The sequence below is a fragment of the Vreelandella nigrificans genome (assembly GCF_002374315.1).
Classification (GTDB): Bacteria; Pseudomonadota; Gammaproteobacteria; order Pseudomonadales; family Halomonadaceae; genus Vreelandella; species Vreelandella nigrificans.
Genome location: NZ_NWUX01000001.1, coordinates 303,471 through 324,570 on the forward strand (window position 1 = coordinate 303,471; position 21,100 = coordinate 324,570).

Below are 21,100 nucleotides of genomic sequence, written 5' to 3' on the forward strand. Positions count from 1 at the left end.
TGCCAGTTAGCGTTTATTGGTTTTGAGCGGTGTTCGTTTGTTTTCAATAACGAAAGGCTAGTTGATCACTTTCGAACTCGCAACGCTTTTTTTTCGATTTTTATACGCTTTTAGGCGTATGCGAGCTTAGCGTTGGGTATATGAACGTAATGTGATAGTGAAATGAAGCCGGAGTAGGTACCTAAAATATAGATAACACACGCAGGTAGAAAAGTGCTCGTAGGCAGAGAGTAGCGCAAAGGTTGCTAGTGAGGGCTGCTTTGATCAAAGTGCTTTAGCCACAAACCCTAGCCACAAGCCCCAACAAAGAACTTTAACAAAGCCTTCTGAAGAAAAGTGTTATGAAGCAAAGCGCATGAATTGTGTGTTGTGTAGAGGGGGCTCGTCGTGCATTTTTTCGTTTTAGAAAGTTTAGACATAAAAAACCGGCCTCGAAAGGCCGGTTTGTTGCTTACTAGCGGATTACTTGATGCCAGCTTCCTCTGAGGTCGGCTTGGCAACTGGCTTTACGTTATGATCAATCAGGGTTGATTTATCTGTCGCAAAAGCATCGTAAGCGAAGTCATCTACCGTCAACATTTCAAGCACTTCAGCTTCAAAGGTGCGCATGAACTGAGCATCTTCTTCGCTAATTAGGCCTTTTTCCAGGCCAGCTTCTACACGTGCTTCTGGGTGTAGCGCGGTCTGTGGCAACTCGCCTTTGGCATAGGCTTTATTGACGGTGCGGTAGATTTTTTCTGCGCGCTCGTACTCTACCAGCAGGGCGTTGTAGCGGGCCAGTGGGTTACGCTGCTCGCCGTCATCTTTATCCCAGGTATTAACAAGCAGTTTGGTACGCAGAGCGCTATGGCTAGAGACGCGTTGTGCAATATCTCTTGCTAAGTCGTCATTTGGCTTATCCCAACGACGACCGGTGGGCATGGTAATAGCATTCAGTACTTTACCCAGGGCACGATTTGGCAGGTTATCAAAAATTTCAACAAACGCCTGTTCCGCACGATGGAGCAGGAAGCGGCAGCTGTAGTGCAACAGTGCTTCTTCGCCTTCTACTTTGTCACCTTCTTTCCACTGCTTGAGCACCATGGATGCCAAGTAGAGGTTGGAAAGCACGTCGCCCAGGCGGGCAGAGAGCATCTCACGCTTTTTAAGTTCAGAGCCAAGACTTGCCATGGCTGCGTCGGCACATAGCCCAAAGCTAGCGGAGAGCCGGGCAATATCCTGCGCATAGATGGCAGCTGGGCCATCGAAAGGCACGCTGGCTTTACCCAAACCAAGCCCTAAGGTGAAGGCGCGCGCAGCATTGCCGAAAATAAGACCTGCATGGCCAAAGAAAGCCTTATCAAACGCTTTAATGTCGTTAGCATCTTTTGCTGCTAGCTCTTCAAGCACGTAAGGATGGCAGCGAATAGCGCCCTGACCAAAGATCATCAGGTTGCGGGTCATGATGTTGGCGCCTTCCACTGTGATCGCTACTGGGTTGGCACTGTAGCCGATGCCCAGATAGTTGCGCGGCCCCAGGGTCACCGCTTTACCGCCGTGTACATCCATTGCATCGCTTAGCAGCACGCGTTGGAATTCGGTTAGCTGGCTTTTCAAAATGGCTGAAGGAACGGCTGGTTTCTCGCCATGGTCAATCAGGTTAGCGGTTTGATAAACAGTGGCTGCAGAGATGTAAGCCAGCGAGGCCATACGGGCTAGTGGCTCTTGGACACCTTCCATTTCAGCTACGGGCACGTTGAACTGACGGCGTACACGGGTGAAACCACCGCTCCAGCCCAGCGCATAACGGGCGGTGCCGGTAGCGCCGGATGGCAGGGTAATGCAGCGACCAATGGAGAGACACTCCACCAGCATTCTCCAGCCTTGGCCGATCATATCAGGGCCACCGATAATGGTATCCAGCGGTACAAAGACATCGTTGCCTTTAATCGGGCCGTTCATGAACGGGCTGCCGATGGGGTGATGGCGACGACCAATCTCCATACCTTGGGTGTCGCGGGGAATGAGCGCTAGAGTAATGCCGCGGTCTTCCTCATCACCCAGTAGTTTTTCAGGGTCAAATAGACGAAACGCTAAGCCAACAACAGTCGCGATAGGCGCTAGCGTAATCCAGCGTTTTTCGAAGTTAAGGCGTAAACCTAACACTTCCTCGCCGTTAACAACCTGTTTGCAGACTACGCCGGTATCCGGCAGCGACGTGGCATCAGAGCCAGCGCGAGGACCTGTTAAGCCAAAGCAGGGGATTTCACGACCATCTGCCAAGCGGGGTAGGTAGTGGTCTTTCTGTTCTTGGGTACCATATTTAAGTAGCAGTTCGCCTGGGCCAAGCGAGTTAGGTACGCCTACGGTGACCATCAGGGTTTCATTGGCAGACAGTTTCTGTAGCACCATGGACTGCGCTTTGGCGGAAAAGCCAAGGCCGCCGTACTCTTTCGGAATAATCATCCCGAAGAAGCCCTCTTTCTTCAGGAAGTCCCAAAGTTCCTGGGGCAAGTCGGCGCGCTCTTTAGCAATATCCCAGGCATTGCACATGCCAGTGGCTTTGGCGCACTGGTTATCTAAAAAGGCTTGCTCATCTTCGCGTAGGCCGTCGTCTTTAAAGTTGAGCAGTTTATTCCACTGGGGCTTGCCCGAAAAAAGCTCGCCATCCCATGAAACGCTGCCAGCTTCCAACGCAGTACGTTCGGTGGCTGAGACTTTTGGTGCAACCTTTTTAAAGATGGCAAAGATTCGTGGCGTTAACCACTTGCTGCGTAAGGCGGGTAAGCCTGCAGCAGCGACCACGAGCGCGCCAATCAACAGCAGTATGCCGGTGAAAGAAGCACCGAATAGTACGCCAGCCAGGCCGAGAACGCCGAGGACGGCAAGCGCTGGTATAGCGCCTGCTTCCCGGCGCATTACGATGAGCAAGCCAACAATGGCGAGCACGATAAGCAGTAGGGGTAGCATATAACCTCTCCGTGAGTTGATCGTTCGTGTTTTGTTAGTTACTTAAGCATTTAAACGATTGTTTGAATTTTGGCAGATGCACGCTACTTAGCGCAAGCTTTTCGCTCATTAGCCGGTTGCCTTCCATGTTCTGCTCCGTCTACCTCCTTTGACGATTCTTCTAGGTCTTGTTTTAAGCTCTTTGCTAAGTTTTTTTCACAGTCTTGTGCTTAATCATGGATCTTGTAATCACTACTGTAGCGTATTGGGGTAGGGGATGTGCTCTGCACCGGTAACAAGGCAGAAAAAAACGCCACAGCAGTAGTGCGCTGTAGCGTTTTTTTGGGGGCTATAAAGGGAAGCTTATCGATGCTTTGCAGGTGCGCCGTTAGCAACGTAGTAATCGACATTGGCCCTGGGTAAGGGATCACGGCCACGAATGCAGTCAGCGATTTTTTCCGCCAGCATAATGGTCGGTGCGTTCAAGTTGCCAGTAGGAATAACGGGGAATAGCGATGCATCGACAACCCGTAAGCCTTCAAGGCCATGTACTCGGCCTTGGCCATCAGTGACGGCCATCTCATCTTCGCCCATACGGCAACTGCCGCAGGGGTGGTAGGCGGTTTCTGCATGCTGTTTAACAAAGTTGTCGAGCTCTTGGTCGCTTTGTACGTCGGGGCCAGGTGATACTTCACGGCCACGATATTTATCAAAGGCGGGCTGAGCGATGATCTCGCGGGTTAAGCGAATGGCATCCCGGAACTCTTGCCAATCCTTTTCTTTCGCCATGTAGTTAAACAGGATACTGGGTGCCGCATGGGGGTCTTTCGATGTTAGGCGAATACGCCCACGGCTTTCAGAACGCATAGAGCCAACGTGAGCTTGAAAGCCGTGGGCTTGCACCGCGCTTTTGCCGTTGTAACTAATCGCGATAGGTAGGAAGTGGTACTGTAGATTCGGCCACTCTTCTGCGTCACTACTGCGGATAAAACCGCAGGATTCGAATTGGTTGCTGGCGCCTACGCCAGTGCCTTTAAATAACCACTCGGCACCGATTTTGGGCTGGTTGTACCATTTAAGCGCCGGGTAGAGCGAAATTGGCTCTTTGCATTCGTACTGAATGTACATTTCCAGGTGGTCTTGCAGGTTCTCACCTACGCCGGGCAGTTCATGAACGACAGAGATGCCTAGCTCCTTGAGCCATTCTGGATTACCCACCCCAGAGCGTTGGAGGATTTGCGGTGAGGCAATAGCACCGCCGCACAGCACTATTTCGCGGCGGGCGCGAGCTTGCTGTATCTGACCTTTTTGCTCATAACGCACTCCGGTGGCCCGTTTTCCATCGAACTCGATCACGTCAGTAACTGCGTGGGTTTCGATGGTCAGGTTACTGCGCTGTTTGGCAGTATCCAGGTAGCCGCGAGCAGTGGAGGCACGGCGGCCCTTGGGAGTGACGAAGCGGTCCATGGGCCCAAAGCCCTCTTGCTGGTAGCCGTTCACGTCTTCGGTTTCTGGATAGCCTGCTTGTTTGCCTGCTTCGATAAAGGTGCGATAAAGAGGGTTATTACCCGCTTTTGGGGTGGTCACGCTGACTGGGCCATCACCACCATGGTAGTCATTTGGGCCAATGTCGCGTGTTTCGGATTTCTTGAAGTAGGGTAGGCAGCTTAGATAATCCCACTCCTCTAGGCCTGGCTGCTTGGCCCAGTTGTCGTAGTCCAGCGCGTTGCCACGGATATAGCACATGCCGTTGATTAGGGAGGAGCCGCCCAGGCCTTTGCCGCGCCCACACTCCATGCGGCGACCATCCATATGCGGTTCGGGGTCAGTTTCAAACGCCCAATTATAGCGTTTACCCTGTAGCGGATAGGCTAGGGCTGCTGGCATTTGTGTACGAAAGTCAAAGCGATAATCAGGGCCGCCAGCTTCTAGCAGCAGCACGCTGACATCGCTGTCTTCGGTCAGGCGAGTGGCCAGCACGTTACCTGCTGAGCCAGCGCCGATAATGATGTAGTCAAATTCACGTGCTTGAGACATGGTGATTTACCGAGACTCTTGGAGAAGGGCTGGTAGGTGCATCAGCTTCAGGGTTGCAATAAAACAGATTGAAACTAAAACACCGACGCAAACGGCCCCATCTCGATCTGTACAGACTTGGTTTGGGTATAGTGGTTGAGTGTTTCGACGCCGTTTTCACGGCCAATACCGGACTCTTTATAGCCACCCACCGGCATTTCAGAAGGGGATTCGCCCCAGGTGTTAATCCAGCAGATACCGGCTTCCAACTGGTGGATCACACGGTGAGCACGGTTCAAGCTTTCGCTGAATACACCTGCTGCCAAACCGTATTTTGTGTCATTGGCGCGACGAATAACTTCCTCTTCGTTGTTAAACGCCAGTACCGACATTACCGGGCCGAAAATCTCTTCTTTTACGATGCGCATATCATCAGTGCAGTCGGTGAAGATGGTGGGGGCTGCCCAGGCGCCATTGGCCCAGTTACCGGTGTTCCACTCCTCGCCACCAGCGAGTACCCGCGCTCCTTGCTCTTTACCTAGGGCAATGTAAGAAAGGACTTTTTGCTGATGCTCAAAGCTTACCAATGGGCCAAAGTTAACGCTTGGGTCCATAGGATCGCCTGCCTTAATACGCTTAACGCGTTCAACCAGCTTTGCCTCAAAGGCTTCTTTAACGCTGCTCTCAACGAATACACGGGTACCGTTAGTACAGATCTGGCCGCTGGAGTAGAAGTTGGCCATCATGGCGGCATCCGCAGCGCGATCAAGGTCGGCATCGGCAAACACAATAAGTGGTGACTTGCCGCCCAACTCCATGGTGACGTCTTTTAATGTAGAGCCACCGGCGGCGGCCATAACTTTTTTGCCAGTACCAACTTCACCGGTAAACGAGACTTTAGCAATGCCTTCGTGTTCTGTAAGCATTGCACCTACGCGGCCATCGCCTTGCACTACGTTAAAGACACCATTAGGTAGGCCAGCTTCAGTGAAAATTTCTGCCAGCTTAATCGCAGAGAGCGGCGTCACTTCGCTAGGTTTAAAGACAATCGCGTTACCTGCGGCTAGGGCAGGAGCGGCTTTCCAGCAAGCAATTTGGATAGGGTAGTTCCAAGCACCGATTGCGCCGATTACGCCTAGCGGCTCGCGGCGGGTGTAAACAAACGAGCTGTCACGCAGAGGGATTTGGCTTCCTTCAATCGCGGGTGCTAAACCCGCGTAGTATTCAAGCGCATCGGCACCGGTGACGATATCGACGCTAGCGGTTTCGCTGATGGGCTTGCCTGTATTACGGGTTTCAAGTTCGGCAAGTTCGTCATTGCGCTCTCTTAATAGCGCAACGGCGCGCAGCAGGATGCGCGAGCGCTCCATACCGGTCATTGCTGCCCACTCGCGTTGGCCGTGTTTAGCAGACTTAACAGCGTTGTCGACATCCTGCTGGCTAGCCTGGCCGATGGTCGCGAGCAGGCTGCCATCAAAAGGGTTGGTAACGGTAAAAGTTTCGCCGGAAGTGGCGTCTACCGGGCGACCATTAATATAAAGGGGCTGTACGTCGTGATCTGCCATGTTGGTCTCCTTAGTGAATATCGGTAGTAGATGCTTCTTCTAGGCATCCGTGATGTGTCAGTAACTGATTGAGATAGGTATGTGCAAGATGGCGCGCCTCTGCTGCGTCGAGGCCTTCTGGTGTCAGTGCCCCACGAAGCCATAGACCATCAATCATCGCGGCTAACCCTCGCGCCGCGTTGCGAGCATCGTGACGTGGCATAACACGTTGGAACTGATGGCATAAGTTGGTGTATAGGCGGCGGTCGTTAACGTATTGCAGGCGCTGGAGAATGGGCTTATGCATGCTGCTAGCCCAGAAAGCAAGCCAGGTTTTGGCCGCGGGGCCGGTTACTTGCGTCCGGTCAAAATTGCCTTCGATGATTGCCCCGATATGGGCGCGTGGCGAATTATCTTCGAGGGCGTGGCGGCGGGCTGATACGGCGCCACTAAGATCCGTTAGAATTTGGCGCATAGTGGCTTCCAGCAGGCCGTCCTTGCCTCCAAAGTAGTGGCTGATAATGCCAGCCGACACGCCGGCGTGGCGTGCAATACGCATTACGGTCGCTTCGGCGAGGCCAACCTCGTCAATGGCCGCCATAGTGGCCTTGATTAACTGCTGGCGGCGTATTGGTTCCATTCCCACCTTAGGCACAGCTATCTCCTAATGACGTTGAATGCCCTTCAGCACCTGAATCTTCAGTGTCTAAATATTGAAAAAGTATGATTGGGCATCATAGTGATGGGTTCATGATGGCACTTTTTTATTGAACGTTCAATCAATAAAAAGTTCACCAATATCTCTGCCTATTCCCCTAGGTAAGTTCTTCTAGGTAAGTTCTTCTAGGTAAGTTCTTCTGGGTAAGTTCTTCTGGGTAAGTCCCTTTAAGTAAGCGCTGTCAGTAAGTTCTTAAAGCCAGTTCTTTTAAGCAAGTGACCTGAAAAGGCTGGCGTTCAAATAACAGGTCGTGATTGCTCACCCATTCGGGCTTGCCTTTTGCATCTAATATAGGCATACTCTGCACCCGCTGATGCCGAAAAGGCTACGTAGCTCAGCTGGTTAGAGCACATCACTCATAATGATGGGGTCCCCTGTTCAAATCAGGGCGTAGCCACCAATCAGCGCCAATACGCCTATTTAAATGCGTATGACTACGGTGGCCCCTTAGGTCCTCCCGCAACGCTAAACTGCGAACCCCGCCAGGCCCGGAAGGGAGCAACGGTAGTGGTGGCTGCGTGTGCCGGGATGTGGCTTTTGGGGCCGCCTCCATTTCTAGTCTCCCAGCGTTACCTTATTACTCTCTCCTCTGGCACGTCGACCTTAACTCGTTGAGGTGTCGACTGGTGTCTGGTTATGCTATCACGTTACTAATAGATGGCTACTCGCTACGGATCATACGATGAAAACACTCCTGCGACTGCTCCTTGGCTGTGCGGCGCTTTTGGCGTTGCTATTGGCGGGCCCTGCATGGATGCTGGCGAGTGGGACAATTGCAACCGATGTGCACTGGTCTAGTCTTGATCGTTCATCTGCTGGGTTAGCGCCCACACCTGAAAGTTCGAGCGAAGCCGTGGTGCAGGTATATGCCGCTAATGCCTACAATTGGCGAGGTGCTTTTGGGGTGCATCCTTGGATCGCGATTAAGGCGGAAGGAGAACCAGATTACCGTATTCTGCAGGTGATGAGCTGGCGCCGGCCGACTGTGGTTGCTGTCATTGATACGCCTGACCGTGCTTGGTTTGGCAATGCTCCTATGCTGCTTGCAGATTATAGAGGTGATACTGCAAGTACGCTTATTCCCGAGATAATCGCTGCCACGGAGCGTTACCCTAGTGCTGAACGCTACCGCGTGTGGCCAGGGCCCAATAGCAATACTTTTATTGCTTGGATTGCTCGAGAGGTTGAAGGATTTGATGTGGCGCTACCGGCCACCGCGGTAGGTAAAGACTTCCTATTTGATGGTGTGTTTGCGCCTGCGCCCAGCGGAACGGGTTACCAGCTTTCGCTTGGTGGTATGTTTGGTTTTCTGCTGGCGAAAGAAGAGGGTGTTGAGGTTAATTTGCTAGGCTTGAGCTTTGGCATTGACGTTATGCGGCCTGCTTTGAAACTGCCCGGGATAGGGCGGCTAGGGATGTCTGCGCGCGTGTTGGGGAGCTGATTGGTTATGAGGCGGCGCCATGTGTTTGCAAACACTTATTTGTTAATCTAGTATTTATGGATAGGTGACGAGGATAGGCTATGCAAATTGCAAACGATATTTCCCAAAACAGGGCTGCTGCTGCAGCGGGCTTGAAAGCAGCAGTACGTATTCTGGATAAGTGGCGAGCAACTGGCGAGCAGGGTGAAGCGATTTTACGCGTTTCGCATAGTACCTACGCACGCGCTCGGCGGGGAGATCTTGCTGAAATCAAGCTGGATAGCGATCAGCTTACCCGGATCAGCTACTTACTTAATATCCACGCTACGCTACGGATGATATTTGATAACCCTGAAAACCTTTATGGGTTCGTCAATATGGTCAACCAAAACCCCTACTTTAATGGCCGTACACCGCTAGAAATCATGGGGTCTGGAGATTTTGCGGCGCTTTATGAAACCTTTAAGCGTATTGATAGCCTGCGGGGAAGTCAGTGGTAAAGGCTGCTGACTTGCCGACATTGTCAGCTGGGAAAGCTACCGGCTATCGCTTGGTTAACAGTAAATTCCCACCTATTGACCTGTTCGATGATGTGGCGGATGCAGAAGAATTTGCCGCACTTCACGCATTGCAGGCATTAACGAATCCACGTTTACAAAATGAAATCGGTAACTTGGCACTGTTGCCAACGGGGCAAATTCCTTTTGGAATTCGTGGCTGCTCTTATGCGGTTGCACCGTTTACACATGTGAATCCGCAGGGGTCGCGCTTTAGTGACGGCAGTTTTGGTGTGCTCTATTTTGCCGATACGTTTGAAACTGCTATTGCTGAAGTAAAGCATCATCAGCAGGTGTATTGGCAAAATGTCCCCGGTTTGCACTACGAGCGGTTTGTCTTTCGCGGCTTAAAAAGCACTTTTGATGAAGGTGGCTTTTACGATGCGCTCACGTTACCCATTGAGCATGCTATTTATGCACCCGATGATTACTCTATCTCGCAGCCATTTGGTGCTGAGGTCCGTCAATCTTCGGGTGGGTTGCGCTACCATTCTGTTCGTCAGCAGGGCGCCAGCTGTTGGGCGCTTACTACGCCAAGTGGTGTGGCTGACATCATCCAAACCACCCACTTGGAAATGATTTGGAACGGCGCTATCACCCAGGTAAACCATCTGCGCTTTTCCCGACGATGATGGTAGGCGAGATTAGCTATTCTGCTGCTCCGTAAAGCGCTGCATGATAGCCAGGGTTTCATCGCTTACGTGGTGCTCCATGCCTTCTGCGTCAATGCGCGCGGTGCTGTCATTAACGCCCAAAGCACGCAAAAAATGCAGCACGACATTGTGGCGCGCTCGAGAGGTTTCCGCCATTTTCTGCCCCTCTTCCGTTAGAAACAGAGAGCGATAAGGCTTACTGGTAACTAAGCCCAGATCATTTAAGCGGCGAATCATTTTCGATACTGTCGCTTGGCTGACTGCCATGCGACTAGCGATATCCGCCGCGCGGGCTTCTCCACGATGGCGCAGTAGGTCGCCAATCAACTCAACATAATCTTCGATTAGCTCAGTTTCATGGGCATTACGTACCGTTTCATATTGCCTTGCATGCTGCTCCAAGGGAGGCAGGGCATCGCCGCTGAGGCTCGGTGGTGAAGAAGTGCGCTGCTGTTGGTGATCACTCATTGGCAAATTTTATCAAGGTTAGTGGAAACGTTGATTGGTGATAGTAGCTTATTTTTGTGCATGATTGTTAGCCAAGGCTAAACTGTTTGCACAAAGCTTTTTTATTGAGCTAAAGTAATAGTGAGTCGAATCCTAGCATAGTGGAGGTAAGTAATGACCAAGCGGTGTATGTGGATGGTGTTGGGCGCGTCCTTGGCCTGGGGGAGCAGTAGTGCTCAGGCAGATGAGCTGCTCGAATCGCCAATTAGCGTTGCTGTTACCTTTTCTGTGCTGGGAGACTTGGTCGAGAGAGTGGCGGGCGACGATGCGCGAGTAACAGTATTAACGCCTGTTAACGCCGAGGTGCATGAGTGGGAGCTAACGCCTGATAATTTTGCGGCGTTAGAGAATGCTGACTTGGTTTTCTACAATGGCTACCAGCTTGAGCAGTGGATGCGTCAAGTAGAAGCAACGGTGAGCGACAGCGTCCCAGTGATTGCTGTGGCGGAAGCATCGGGCTACCCGACTCAGTCCATTGTGACAGGGGAAATGGAAGGCGATGTAGATCCTCATTTATGGATGGATCCCCGCGCTGCTGCCGCTTATGTACAGGTGATTGCGAATGCTATAGAGGATTTGCTACCGCACCAGGCAGAAGCGATTCAACAGCGTGCCGTATCGCTCAAAGAACAGTTGCATGAGTTGCATGTCGAGCTGCAAGAAGCGCTAGAGATTATTCCTGAAGAGCGGAGAGTACTGCTTTCAAGTGAAGCTGCCTTCCTTTACTTCTCTGATGCTTATAACTTCAAGCATGATGGTATTTGGGGCACCAACGCTGAAACCGAAGGCTCTCCACGCCAGCTGATGCGCATCATTGATATGATTAATGAGCGTCAACCGGCTGCGCTCTTTTGGGAAAGCACCATTTCTGACCGATATGTGTCCAGTGTCGCGCGTGATACAGGATTACCGGTTGCCGGGCCGCTCTATGTTGACTCATTAAGCGAACCATCCGGGGAAGCGGGTGACTATTTTGCCATGTTGCGTCATAACGTAGAGTTACTGCGCCGCCACCTTGCTGTTGAGTAAATCATCATGAAGCCCCTGTGTGAGAGTGCCCCGGCTGCTATTGATATTACGAATCTTTATGCCGCTTATCATCGTCAGCCGGTGTTAGAAAATATCAACTTATCGTTTCCAGCAGGAAAGTGGACGGCTATCGTGGGGCCTAATGGGGCTGGTAAGTCGACGCTTTTTCATGTGCTAACGGGCGGGATGTCGCCCCTACGTGGTCGTGTGAAGGCGTTTGGGGAGCCAATCGCGTTTCATAGGAAGGCCGGTAACATTGCCTATATGGCGCAGAGAGAAGCCATTGAGTGGGATTTTCCTATCTCTGTATGGGAAACCGTCATGGGGGGGCGTTATGGGCATATGCGCCACGATCCCTTATGGCGGCGGCTCCTGCCTGCTCGTTGGTATGCGGCTAGCCACCGGGACGCAGTGCACAAGGCGCTAGAGGACGTTAACATGCTGGCGCTTTCAGATCGTCCCATCGGTGCGCTTTCCGGAGGGCAAAAAAAGCGTGTGCTTTTGGCCCGCGCACTGGCGCAGCAGGCAAAAATACTACTGCTAGATGAGCCGTTGGCGGGTGTGGATCCACCTAGTGAGCAGCTTATCCTGGATGTTTTAAAGCGTGAGCGGGCTTCGGGCCGCACCGTCATTATGGTGACCCATGATATGCCTGGTGCACGTCGCTATGTTGATCATGTTGTATTAATCAATCGGTTCGTACGAGGCTCCGGCTTGCCCGAGGAGATGCTGAGCACTACCAAGCTGGCTGAACTAGCCGTTAGCGCGATTGAGCAAACGAATACTGACCAAACGCTTCGCTCCAGTGCTTTAGCGTTAAGGTAAGGATAAGGCATGACCGAGATGTTGATGGGCCTAGAGGTCTTTAGTGATGCGTTGGTCAGCGGTTTAATCGCTGCGCTGATGATGCTGGTAAACTTGCTTCCCGAAGAGATATCGAAACCATTCCAATATGCATTTATGCAGCGGGCGCTACTGACGTCTATTATGGTCGGTGCTATCTGCGGCATGCTTTCGTGTTACGTCGTATTAAAGCGGTGGTCGCTCTTGGGCGATGCTATTTCCCACGCCGTGTTACCTGGTGTTGCGTTAGCGTACTTATTAGGGCTGCCCTTTTTTATCGGCGCTTTTGTCACTGGGGCATTAACATCGCTGGGTATTGGTGCCATTGAGCGTCATACGCGGATTAAATCCGATGCGGCGATGGGGATTATGTTCACTGGAGCATTTGCGCTTGGCATTGTGCTTATTAGTAAAATCGCCTCTAGCACCCATTTAATGCATATCCTGTTTGGGAATGTGCTAGGTGTACAGCAGTCTGCGCTGTTGTTGACACTTGTAGCCAGTGTAGTTGCGCTGTTGGTGGTATGGCTCGCATTTAGGCCGTTGATGCTATACGCATTCGACCCTACCCAGGCGCAGGCGCTTGGCTTTAATACAGGCATCATTCACTACGGATTAATCCTGCTACTTACGCTGACTATAGTAGCAAGCCTGGAAACGGTTGGCATTATCTTGGTAGTGGCCATGCTAATCACTCCCGGTGCGACCGCCCATCTATTAACAGATCGGTTTAAAACGATGTTGCTACTATCGATGGGCGTAGGCGTCGGGTCTGCCGTGCTGGGCTTATACCTCTCGTTCGCGTTTGATGTGGCTTCAGGCGGTACGATTGTGCTTGTGGCAACGGGTTGCTTCTTTATGGCGCTACTCTTCTCTCCCAAGCACGGTGTGCTAATGCGTTTATGGCGCCACCGCCAAGTTGAGGGGTGACGTTGAAGGGGGCCGCTCATTTGTTCCCCGAAAGTTCAGATAAGCGGCGCTCAGCTTCCTCTAGCGCTTCGGGAGTGCCCAGTAAAACAAGTACATCCCCAGCTTTTAATTTTATTTCAGTGTCGGGATAGCGGAGACGCTCTTGGTCACGAACGAGAGCTGTAACCGTCACCGAATGTGAAAGGAAATCGTAGCTTCCCAATGTACTTCCAAGGCAGGCGCTTTCGGGCTCAAGTAGTACTGAGTGGAGGCGCTCGGTTTTTCCATCACTTTCTTCATCAAGCAGTTCTACGCTGCTTCTAAATAGCTCTTTGAGCATTGGATAGCGCTTAATACGCTGCTCCTGTAAGCGTTGAGTGACGCGCCACATTGGAACGTTAAGTGTCAGGAGCGAGTGCATGGCTATTACCATGCCACTTTCAAGTGTTTCAGGGATAACTTCGGTTGCCCCCGCTTTACGCAACTCGTCCGTACCAGTGTCGTCATAAGTACGAACCACAACGGGTAGATCAGGGCGTGTGTCCCTGGCCTGGTGTAGTGTACGTATAGTGGCGGTACGATCATCGTGGCTAATAATCAGTAGAGTTGCATTGGCTAAACCAATGCTTTCCAAGACCACTGGGTCTGATGCATCCCCATAGAATACTGGATGGCCTGCCAGCCTTGCTTCTTTGACGATAGAAGGATCCATATCAATAGCCACAAAACGAATGGATTCGCTCTCCAAAAAACGGCTAATAACCTGACCTGTGCGCCCATAGCCACAGATAATGACATGTTCACTATAAGTGGAGTGGGAGTCAGGGGTTGGGGCATCCACCTCTTGGTAGCGCGCTCTTGTTTTAAACAGCCATGCTGCCAAGGGTTGGTTGTAGCGAATTAGGAAGGGAGCCACAATCATAGAAAACAGCACAGCAGTAAGTGTGATTTGAGCTGGCTGTGTCGCGATAATAGTATGATCTAGCCCAATGGAAAGTAGAGCAAAGCCAAATTCTCCGCCAACCGCTAATGTTAAGCCGGTGCGAAAGGCAGTGTGCGAATCAATGCCGGAGTAACGCACAATTAATGTCACAATAATCGTTTTTATGATGAGGAGTGCTGCTGCTCCAAGTAAGGCCTTGTACCAAATCGAAGGGAGCAGTGCAGGCTCAACGAGCATTCCAATACTGATAAAAAAGAGGCCAAGTAATACATCACGAAATGGCCGAATTGTGGTCTCAACCTGATGCCTAAACTCCGTTTCGCCCAACACCATACCGGCCAGGAATGCACCAAAGGCCATTGATAGTCCCAATGAATTAGTTGTCCAGGCTGCAATCAGTGAGACGAATAAAACGGTTAGTGTAAAAAGCTCTGCAGAGCGGCGCTTAGCTACAATGTGAAAAAGAGGTTTTAACAAGTAGCGCCCTGAAATAAGTACTATACCCAAAGCTGCTATGGCCTTGAGTAGGGCAATGCCTAGAGCGCCACCTATTTGTGAGGCAGCAGCGGAGCCAAGTACAGGAATAACCACTACAAAAGGCACCGCGGTGATGTCTTGAAACACAGACATGGTCGTGCCAAGCCGCCCATGACGTGTTTGGCTCTCGCCTTGTTCAGCCAGCTGTTTGCTAATAATAGTGGTGGATGACTGTGTAAATACTGCCCCGACAATAAAAGCAGCCACTAATGGAAGCCCTATGGCCCACGCTAGTAAGGTGATGGCCGCTGTGGTGAGCACCACTTGAGCGGTGCCTAAGCTGAGTATCGTATGCCTGAGCGTGTATATTTGTGGCAGAGGAAAACTTAAACCAATAGTGAACAAAAGAAAGACGATACCGAACTCCGCTATCATCGGGATATAAGTTGTTTCAATAGCAGGGCCAGCAGTGTGCGATCCTAGAATGACCCCGACAAACAGATATGCCAAGCTTGGCGGAATTCTAAAACGCTGGAAAAGCAGAACAACGAAAACAGTGACCCCTAATAATATCAGTGTCTGCACCAGCGTCTGTTCAAGCATCTACGAAATATCCTTGAATAAGCAATAAATGAAAAATGTGTTCTAAGACCTACGTCTTGAGCCTACTGTTTTTACGTGAGCCATTCGCCAAGGTGGATGTAGGGGCAATGCTCTGATTATCGCATCAATATGCAGGGCTAATAAGGTCTTTGATCACTATAATCTAATGGACTATCCAGCATGGCGGTATCAGTGCCGTGCTTAACCTACTACATTGATACAGATAAACCTCTTATACAGTCTGCTTTCCATTCGAACTCAGGGAGCCAGTAAATGGCAACACATTCCACCGATATGATTGAAAATCGTACGTTTGATGAAATGAATGTGGGAGATACGGCGTTTTTGGAAAAACGCCTAACCATGGATGATATCAAGTTGTTTGCTGTTATGTCGGGGGATATTAACCCCTCGCATGTAGACGCTGACTATGCCAAAAGCAGCTATTTCCAAGAAGTAATTGCCCATGGGATGTGGGGGGCTGCGCTGATCTCAACGGTGTTGGGAACCGAGTTGCCTGGGCCGGGTACTGTTTATCTAGGCCAAACATTGCGCTTTAAGTCGCCTGTTCGCCTGGGGGATGTGCTTCATGTGGCGGTCACTATTGTTGAAAAACAGGCGCAAAATCATCACGTCACTTTTGCTTGTGAGTGCCGCAATCAAAATGGCGATATTGTGATTGCAGGTGAAGCTGAGGTACTGGCACCTACTCAAAAAGTACGCCGCCCCCGGGCAGAACTTCCCACTATCAGGCTCAATGAGCGAGGACGTTTGCATGAGATTCTTACTGCCGCTGATCATCCTTCGCCGTTGCGTATGGCGGTGGTTCACCCCGTAGACGAGGGCTCTATTCGAGGCGCCGTGGAGTCTGCAACGCTGGGGTTAATCATACCTGTGCTTGTTGGGCCGCGAGCTAAAATTGAGGCGGCAGCTGATGCCGCTAACGTGGATATTAGTGAGTTTGAGTTAATTGATACGCCGCATAGCCACGCAGCGGCTGCCAAAGCAGTTGCACTAGCGCACGCAGGTGATGTGGAGGCGCTGATGAAGGGGTCGCTACATACGAGTGAGTTACTCCGGGAGGTGGTGAAGCGCGAGGGTGGGCTACGTACAGAGCGTTGCCTAAGCCATGTGATGGCTTTTGATGTGCCCACTTACCCACGGCCACTATTTATCACTGATGCAGCAATTACTATTTATCCTACGCTGGAGCAGAAACGCGACATTATTCAAAATGCCGTAGAACTGGCTCATGCACTGGGGAATGATAACCCTAAGGTCGCTATTCTCTCTGCAGTCGAAACTATTAATCCAAAGATTGTTTCTACTCTGGATGCGGCAGCGCTCTGCAAAATGGCGGATAGGGGGCAGATTACCGGCGCTACTCTGGATGGTCCCCTTGCTTTTGATAATGCTGTATCGGAGTCTGCGGCAAAAACAAAAGGTATTAATTCACCCGTGGCAGGTTGTGCAGATATCTTGTTAGCGCCCGACCTGGAGTCGGCCAATATGCTAATGAAGCAATTAAGCTACTTGGCAGATGCGACCGGTGCTGGGCTGATTGTTGGTGCGAGAGTCCCCATTGTACTGACTAGCCGCGCTGATGATGCCTTAACGCGCATGGCATCTTGTGCATTGGCTCTGCTGTTGGCGGACTATCAGCAGCAACAGAGCAATGTTTTAAAGGGTGAGTAAGTTCGTATGCAAATAATGGTTATAAATAGTGGCTCGTCGAGTATTAAGTTTGGACTTTTTGAGGCGCCAGATGCAGGACCATTACCTCTTGAAGGGGTAGTGCTAAAGGTTGAGGGAGTCTTTTCAGGCATCGGTAGTCCTGGGCGGGAGGCGGTTAGGTTGAAAGATGGCCATGGCAATCTGATGCCGATTGATGGCTTGCTGCCAGCCTCTACCCATCTTGACGCGTTGACAGCGCTGATTGCTTGGATGGAAGCGGATAGTGCCCATCCGATAGCAGCCATAGGGCATCGGGTAGTCCATGGTGGCCGCGACTACCAAATGCCTATTAAAGTAACGTCTTCTCATCTTGCTGCGTTAAGCGAGCTAAGTAGTTTGGCGCCTTTGCATCAGCCCCATGGACTGGCTCCCATCGAGCATTTGATGCAGCGTTTTCCTGATGTTGCCCAAATTGCCTGTTTCGACACGGCGTTTCATGCTGAGCAACCTTCGGTCGCACGGCATTTTGCCTTGCCTCGTGAACTCACCCAAAAAGGGCTGATTCGTTATGGCTTTCATGGCTTGTCTTATGACTATATTAGCCGTGTGTTGGACGACTACTTGCCCTTTGACGAGTGCAAAGAGCGCGTCATTGTGGCTCATTTAGGTAATGGCGCTAGCCTATGTGCGCTGCATAATAAGCGCAGCGTAGCATCGACGATGGGGTTTACTGCTTTAGAAGGGCTGCCTATGGGGACGCGTTCTGGTAGCGTTGACCCTGGCCTAGTGTTACACCTCATCCAGCAAGAGGGTATGTCACCTGAAGAGGTGGAAGCCATGCTCTATAAGCGCTCAGGGTTACTTGGTGTTTCGGGCATTAGCGGCGATGTACGCGAATTGCTGGAAAGCGGTGCCCCTGAAGCGGAGGAGGCGCTATCTCTTTACGCCTACCGAATCGCCCGCGAGATTGGTAGTTTAGCCGCTGCTTTAGGCGGTGTTGATCAGCTGGTGTTTACTGCTGGCGTAGGCGAAAACGCCGCTTATGTGCGCGAAAAAGTTATCACCCAATGCGAATGGCTTGGGGTAGCGTTAGACCGTGATGCGAATGCTGGCAATGAGCATCGTATTTCCTCAGCTCACAGTACTTTGGGTGCCTGGGTAATTCCTACCGATGAGGCACGTATGATGGCTTGGTATTGTGCGCAGCACATACGTGAGCACTCGCAAAGACGGCCTAAAGTAGCGGTAAAGTGCCTAGCACGCTTGGTTAAGCGTGCTAGTAAAGGCTAGGTGTTTTTCATATTGAAAACCTTAGATATTGAAAACCTTAGAAGCTACCGAACAGAGTGCCCAGAGTAATAACACTAACTAGCGCCGCTATGGGAAGCACAATCGTTACCATTGCTAAATTTCCATAGGATTGTCGATGCGTTAAGCCGCAGATGGCAAGTAGAGTGATAACGGCGCCGGAGTGGGGGAGGGTGTCCATCCCCCCTGCCGATAGTGTCGCAACCCGATGCATCAACTCTGGGCTAATGCCCGCCTGTTCAGCCATCGCTAAATATTCGCTGCCCAACGTTTCTAAAGCAATGGACAGCCCGCCCGAAGATGAGCCGGTAATCCCTGCCAAAACGCTCATTGCCAGTGCCTCAGACACTAAAGGGTTGCCTGGCGAGACATTCAGGACCGCATCGCGAATAATCACGAACCCGGCAAGGCTTGCTATTACCGCTCCGTATCCCACTTCGGATGCTGTATTGAAAATAGGTAATAGCGAGCCAAAGCAGCCTTTATTAATCGTCTCTTTAAGGTTTTTCCAACGACGCCAGTGGCTAATGATCAGCCAAGCGGAAGCGCTAAGTAGGGCGATCAAAATAGCCCAAAGCCCTGTTTGCCTGCTGGGCGTGACATTTTCAAAAGTGTCACTAATGAAGCTGAGATCCATCGCGGGAAAAACACCATAGGTGAATAGTGCATTAAGGCCGATTACCAGTACTAGAGGGATTAGCGCCATGGCTAAAGGCATGCTGGGTGCTTTTTCAACCTCATCGGATGTTTCTGCTTCCCGTTCGCTATGTGTGCCGTAGCCTTCGCCGTTAGCGGCTGCCTTTTTGACGCGAGATTGCAGGTAATAAATACCTAGGCCCAACATGATTAAGCCAGCAATGATGCCTAGGCCAGGTGCCGCAAAACTGTTGGTGCCAAAGTAAGGAATGGGAATCGCATTCTGAATGGAAGGCGTGCCTGGCAAGGCTGTCATGGTAAATGTAAACGAACCGAGTGCAATAGAGGCAGGAATCAACCGTTTCGGAACGTTAGCTTGGCGAAACAGCTCACGGCTAATGGGGTAGATTGCAAATGCAACAACAAATAGTGATACCCCGCCATAGGTCAGCACAGCACAGGCTATTACTACGGTTAGCACCACATGATGGGTACCTAAGCGTTTAACAATGCCGCTTGAGATGGACTGGGCGGCGCCTGAATCTGCCATCAACTGACCAAATAGCGCGCCGAGTAAGAACAGGGGAAAGAACTGGATAACGTAGTTACCCAGGGCTTTCATAAATGTATCGGTATAGATGGGGAGTAAAAAAGCAGCATCTCCTGATAGTAGTACCGCCAGAGAGGCCATCAGCGGTGCTAAAAGCAGAACCGAGATACCTCTGTAGGCTAAAAACATCAGTAGAAGTAATGAAACAATGATCGCGAGCATGCCCATACAGGCTCCTAAGTGGCTTTGTATAAAACCTAAATTAGCGGATGTTGAAAATAATCAAGGCGTGAATAGTAGGGAGCATGTTGCAAAGCAGCAATGGGGTTGAGACTAAAGTGTTATTCCTTATCTTTAGCCTGCTTAAGTGTGTTCCATCTGTTAAAATTCGCTACTTTCAGTGGTCTCGACCTTCTAATAGCTCTGGGTATCTCCATGAATGCAGTAATTATTGCAGTGCTGGTAATGGTGGCGCTGTCACTTTTACGTGTGTCTGTTGTGTTTGCGCTAGTAGTAGGGGCGCTGGTCGGCGGTTTGGTAGGTGGTCTGTCACTCGATGAAACACTCAGCGCTTTTAATGATGGCGTGGGAGGCGGCGCACAGGTGGCGCTAGCCTATGCAACATTAGGCGCTTTCGCGGTTGCTATTTCTCGTTCGGGGTTGCCCGACATGTTGGCCAACCGGTTAATTACTATGCTGGGTAAAGAGGCATCAGCGGTTCATCAGGCACGAGTGAAAATGGCTTTACTGGCAGCAGTGCTGTTAGTGGCGATCTCCTCACAAAATGCGATTCCAGTGCATATTGCCTTTATTCCAGTGCTGATCCCGCCGCTACTTGCGGTTATGAACCGGCTTCAGCTTGACCGTCGGGCTGTTGCCTGCGCGCTCACCTTCGGTTTAACGGCACCCTATATGCTATTACCTGTAGGGTTTGGGGCGATTTTTTTGAACGATATTTTACTGGCCAATTTGAATAGTGCGGGCGAGCCTCTGGGTCTGGAAATTACCCGGGGGATGGTGCCGATGGCGATGGCGATACCGGTTGGAGGGATGGCGATTGGTTTGTTCGTGGCGCTGTTGTTTAGTTACCGTGGGCGGCGCGAGTACGCCAGTAAAGAGTTGGTGGCTAGCAATCACCAGCAGGCACCGGCGCCTGCCAAGCCACACGTGCTGGGGTTGGTGATGACGGGTGTTGCTATTGTGGCGGCGCTTGGTTTACAGCTGTACACAGGTTCGATGATCCTCGGGGGATTAGTGGGGATTGGTTTGCTATCGTTAGGTGGTATTTTTAGGTGGCGAGAGGCGGACGACCTGTTCACCAGTGGTATGCGTATGATGGCGTTGATCGGCTTTATTATGATTTCAGCGGCGGGCTTTGCAGAAGTAATGAAAGCAACGGGGGATATTGAGTCGCTGGTGTCTGGGGCCTTTGAGATATTTGGTGATAACCGTGGCTTAGCCGCTATGGTAATGCTGTTAGTGGGGCTGTTTATTACTCTAGGCATTGGCTCATCTTTTTCGACAATTCCTATTATTGCTGCCATTTTCGTACCGCTGGCTATACAGTTTGGTTTTTCACCTATGGCTACTGTTGTACTGGTGGGGACGGCGGCAGCGCTTGGGGATGCGGGTTCGCCAGCGTCTGATTCAACGCTTGGACCAACCTCTGGGTTGAACGTGGATGGTCAGCACGACCATATGTGGGACAGCGTGGTGCCGACTTTCTTACACTACAATGTACCGTTAATTGCTTTTGGTTGGCTGGCAGCGATGTCGCTGTAATTG

At 51.1% G+C, this 21,100-nt stretch carries 16 protein-coding genes, 1 tRNA gene and 1 other RNA gene; 11 read left to right on the forward strand and 7 right to left on the reverse strand.

Going from position 1 to position 21,100, the window contains the following annotated elements; all coding sequences use genetic code 11:
• Positions 1–462: 462 nt before the first annotated feature.
• From CPA45_RS01455 to betI, 4 genes are all read right to left on the reverse strand, one after another.
• On the reverse strand, positions 463–2,949 hold the full coding sequence (locus CPA45_RS01455) for an acyl-CoA dehydrogenase (protein ID WP_096649653.1): 2,487 nt from the start codon (positions 2,947–2,949) through the stop codon (positions 463–465).
• Between the two features lie 342 nt (positions 2,950–3,291).
• Positions 3,292–4,965: a choline dehydrogenase gene (betA, locus tag CPA45_RS01460; RefSeq protein ID WP_096649655.1), complete on the reverse strand. Its 1,674-nt coding sequence runs from the start codon at positions 4,963–4,965 to the stop codon at positions 3,292–3,294.
• Positions 4,966–5,039: 74 nt separating this feature from the next.
• On the reverse strand, positions 5,040–6,509 hold the full coding sequence (betB, locus tag CPA45_RS01465) for a betaine-aldehyde dehydrogenase (RefSeq protein WP_096649657.1): 1,470 nt from the start codon (positions 6,507–6,509) through the stop codon (positions 5,040–5,042).
• Positions 6,510–6,519: 10 nt separating this feature from the next.
• Positions 6,520–7,143: a transcriptional regulator BetI gene (gene betI, locus CPA45_RS01470; RefSeq protein ID WP_208858445.1), complete on the reverse strand. Its 624-nt coding sequence runs from the start codon at positions 7,141–7,143 to the stop codon at positions 6,520–6,522.
• Positions 7,144–7,529: 386 nt separating this feature from the next.
• Here betI and CPA45_RS01475 point away from each other — a divergent pair.
• The 5 genes from CPA45_RS01475 (at position 7,530) to CPA45_RS01495 (ending at position 9,815) form a co-directional block, all read left to right on the forward strand.
• A tRNA-Met gene (locus tag CPA45_RS01475) sits at positions 7,530–7,606 on the forward strand.
• Positions 7,607–7,652: 46 nt separating this feature from the next.
• An RNA gene (gene ffs / locus CPA45_RS01480) (signal recognition particle sRNA small type) lies at positions 7,653–7,749 on the forward strand.
• Between the two features lie 139 nt (positions 7,750–7,888).
• Positions 7,889–8,647 carry a DUF3750 domain-containing protein gene (locus tag CPA45_RS01485; RefSeq protein ID WP_096649661.1) on the forward strand — a complete coding sequence of 253 codons (759 nt, stop codon included), beginning with the start codon at positions 7,889–7,891 and terminating at the stop codon, positions 8,645–8,647.
• A gap of 80 nt (positions 8,648–8,727) precedes the next feature.
• Positions 8,728–9,126 carry an antitoxin Xre-like helix-turn-helix domain-containing protein gene (locus tag CPA45_RS01490; protein ID WP_096649663.1) on the forward strand — a complete coding sequence of 133 codons (399 nt, stop codon included), beginning with the start codon at positions 8,728–8,730 and terminating at the stop codon, positions 9,124–9,126.
• Between the two features lie 11 nt (positions 9,127–9,137).
• Positions 9,138–9,815, forward strand: coding sequence for an RES family NAD+ phosphorylase (locus CPA45_RS01495; protein ID WP_244287510.1), 678 nt, complete (start codon positions 9,138–9,140; stop codon positions 9,813–9,815).
• A 12-nt stretch (positions 9,816–9,827) separates the two neighbouring features.
• Here CPA45_RS01495 and mntR read toward each other — a convergent pair whose 3' ends face one another.
• A complete protein-coding gene (mntR, locus tag CPA45_RS01500) occupies positions 9,828–10,304 on the reverse strand; it encodes a manganese-binding transcriptional regulator MntR (RefSeq protein WP_096649667.1) in 477 nt (158 codons plus the stop codon).
• Between the two features lie 153 nt (positions 10,305–10,457).
• Here mntR and CPA45_RS01505 point away from each other — a divergent pair, with 153 nt between their 5' ends.
• The 3 genes from CPA45_RS01505 to CPA45_RS01515 are packed head-to-tail and all read left to right on the forward strand — an operon-like array spanning position 10,458 to position 13,145.
• Positions 10,458–11,372, forward strand: a complete 915-nt coding sequence (locus tag CPA45_RS01505; protein ID WP_096649669.1) for a metal ABC transporter substrate-binding protein — start codon at positions 10,458–10,460, stop codon at positions 11,370–11,372.
• A gap of 6 nt (positions 11,373–11,378) precedes the next feature.
• Entirely contained in the window at positions 11,379–12,197 is an 819-nt protein-coding gene (locus tag CPA45_RS01510) for a metal ABC transporter ATP-binding protein (protein WP_096649671.1), read from the forward strand.
• Between the two features lie 9 nt (positions 12,198–12,206).
• Positions 12,207–13,145 (forward strand): metal ABC transporter permease, encoded by a 939-nt coding sequence (locus tag CPA45_RS01515; protein WP_096649673.1) that lies wholly within the window; start codon positions 12,207–12,209, stop codon positions 13,143–13,145.
• A 16-nt stretch (positions 13,146–13,161) separates the two neighbouring features.
• On the opposite strand, the gene CPA45_RS01520 is transcribed toward CPA45_RS01515, so the two are convergent.
• The gene (locus CPA45_RS01520) at positions 13,162–15,147 is read right to left on the reverse strand and encodes a monovalent cation:proton antiporter family protein (protein WP_096649675.1); all 1,986 of its coding nucleotides are present in this window, start codon (positions 15,145–15,147) and stop codon (positions 13,162–13,164) included.
• A gap of 273 nt (positions 15,148–15,420) precedes the next feature.
• Here CPA45_RS01520 and CPA45_RS01525 point away from each other — a divergent pair, with 273 nt between their 5' ends.
• A complete protein-coding gene (locus tag CPA45_RS01525; protein ID WP_096649677.1) occupies positions 15,421–16,842 on the forward strand; it encodes a bifunctional enoyl-CoA hydratase/phosphate acetyltransferase in 1,422 nt (473 codons plus the stop codon).
• 6 nt (positions 16,843–16,848) lie between these two features.
• A complete protein-coding gene (locus tag CPA45_RS01530; protein ID WP_096649679.1) occupies positions 16,849–18,111 on the forward strand; it encodes an acetate/propionate family kinase in 1,263 nt (420 codons plus the stop codon).
• 37 nt (positions 18,112–18,148) lie between these two features.
• On the opposite strand, the gene CPA45_RS01535 is transcribed toward CPA45_RS01530, so the two are convergent.
• Complete coding sequence (locus CPA45_RS01535) at positions 18,149–19,543, reverse strand: GntP family permease (protein ID WP_096649681.1); 1,395 nt, start codon at positions 19,541–19,543, stop codon at positions 18,149–18,151.
• Positions 19,544–19,750: 207 nt separating this feature from the next.
• Between CPA45_RS01535 and CPA45_RS01540 the strand changes: the two genes are divergently transcribed.
• Positions 19,751–21,097, forward strand: a complete 1,347-nt coding sequence (locus tag CPA45_RS01540) for a Na+/H+ antiporter family protein (protein ID WP_096649683.1) — start codon at positions 19,751–19,753, stop codon at positions 21,095–21,097.
• Positions 21,098–21,100 lie beyond the last annotated feature (3 nt).

Bases quoted from the DNA above. Each gene is read 5' to 3' on its own strand.
- CPA45_RS01510 (WP_096649671.1), top strand. From the start codon at position 11,379: ATGAAGCCCCTGTGTGAGAGTGCCCCGGCTGCTATTGATATTACGAAT.
- betA (WP_096649655.1), bottom strand. From the start codon at position 4,965: ATGTCTCAAGCACGTGAATTTGACTACATCATTATCGGCGCTGGCTCA.
- CPA45_RS01515 (WP_096649673.1), top strand. From the start codon at position 12,207: ATGACCGAGATGTTGATGGGCCTAGAGGTCTTTAGTGATGCGTTGGTC.
- betB (WP_096649657.1), bottom strand. From the start codon at position 6,509: ATGGCAGATCACGACGTACAGCCCCTTTATATTAATGGTCGCCCGGTA.
- CPA45_RS01490 (WP_096649663.1), top strand. From the start codon at position 8,728: ATGCAAATTGCAAACGATATTTCCCAAAACAGGGCTGCTGCTGCAGCG.
- CPA45_RS01535 (WP_096649681.1), bottom strand. From the start codon at position 19,543: ATGGGCATGCTCGCGATCATTGTTTCATTACTTCTACTGATGTTTTTA.
- CPA45_RS01530 (WP_096649679.1), top strand. From the start codon at position 16,849: ATGCAAATAATGGTTATAAATAGTGGCTCGTCGAGTATTAAGTTTGGA.
- CPA45_RS01525 (WP_096649677.1), top strand. From the start codon at position 15,421: ATGGCAACACATTCCACCGATATGATTGAAAATCGTACGTTTGATGAA.
- CPA45_RS01520 (WP_096649675.1), bottom strand. From the start codon at position 15,147: ATGCTTGAACAGACGCTGGTGCAGACACTGATATTATTAGGGGTCACT.
- CPA45_RS01505 (WP_096649669.1), top strand. From the start codon at position 10,458: ATGACCAAGCGGTGTATGTGGATGGTGTTGGGCGCGTCCTTGGCCTGG.
- CPA45_RS01540 (WP_096649683.1), top strand. From the start codon at position 19,751: ATGAATGCAGTAATTATTGCAGTGCTGGTAATGGTGGCGCTGTCACTT.
- CPA45_RS01485 (WP_096649661.1), top strand. From the start codon at position 7,889: ATGAAAACACTCCTGCGACTGCTCCTTGGCTGTGCGGCGCTTTTGGCG.
- mntR (WP_096649667.1), bottom strand. From the start codon at position 10,304: ATGAGTGATCACCAACAGCAGCGCACTTCTTCACCACCGAGCCTCAGC.
- CPA45_RS01455 (WP_096649653.1), bottom strand. From the start codon at position 2,949: ATGCTACCCCTACTGCTTATCGTGCTCGCCATTGTTGGCTTGCTCATC.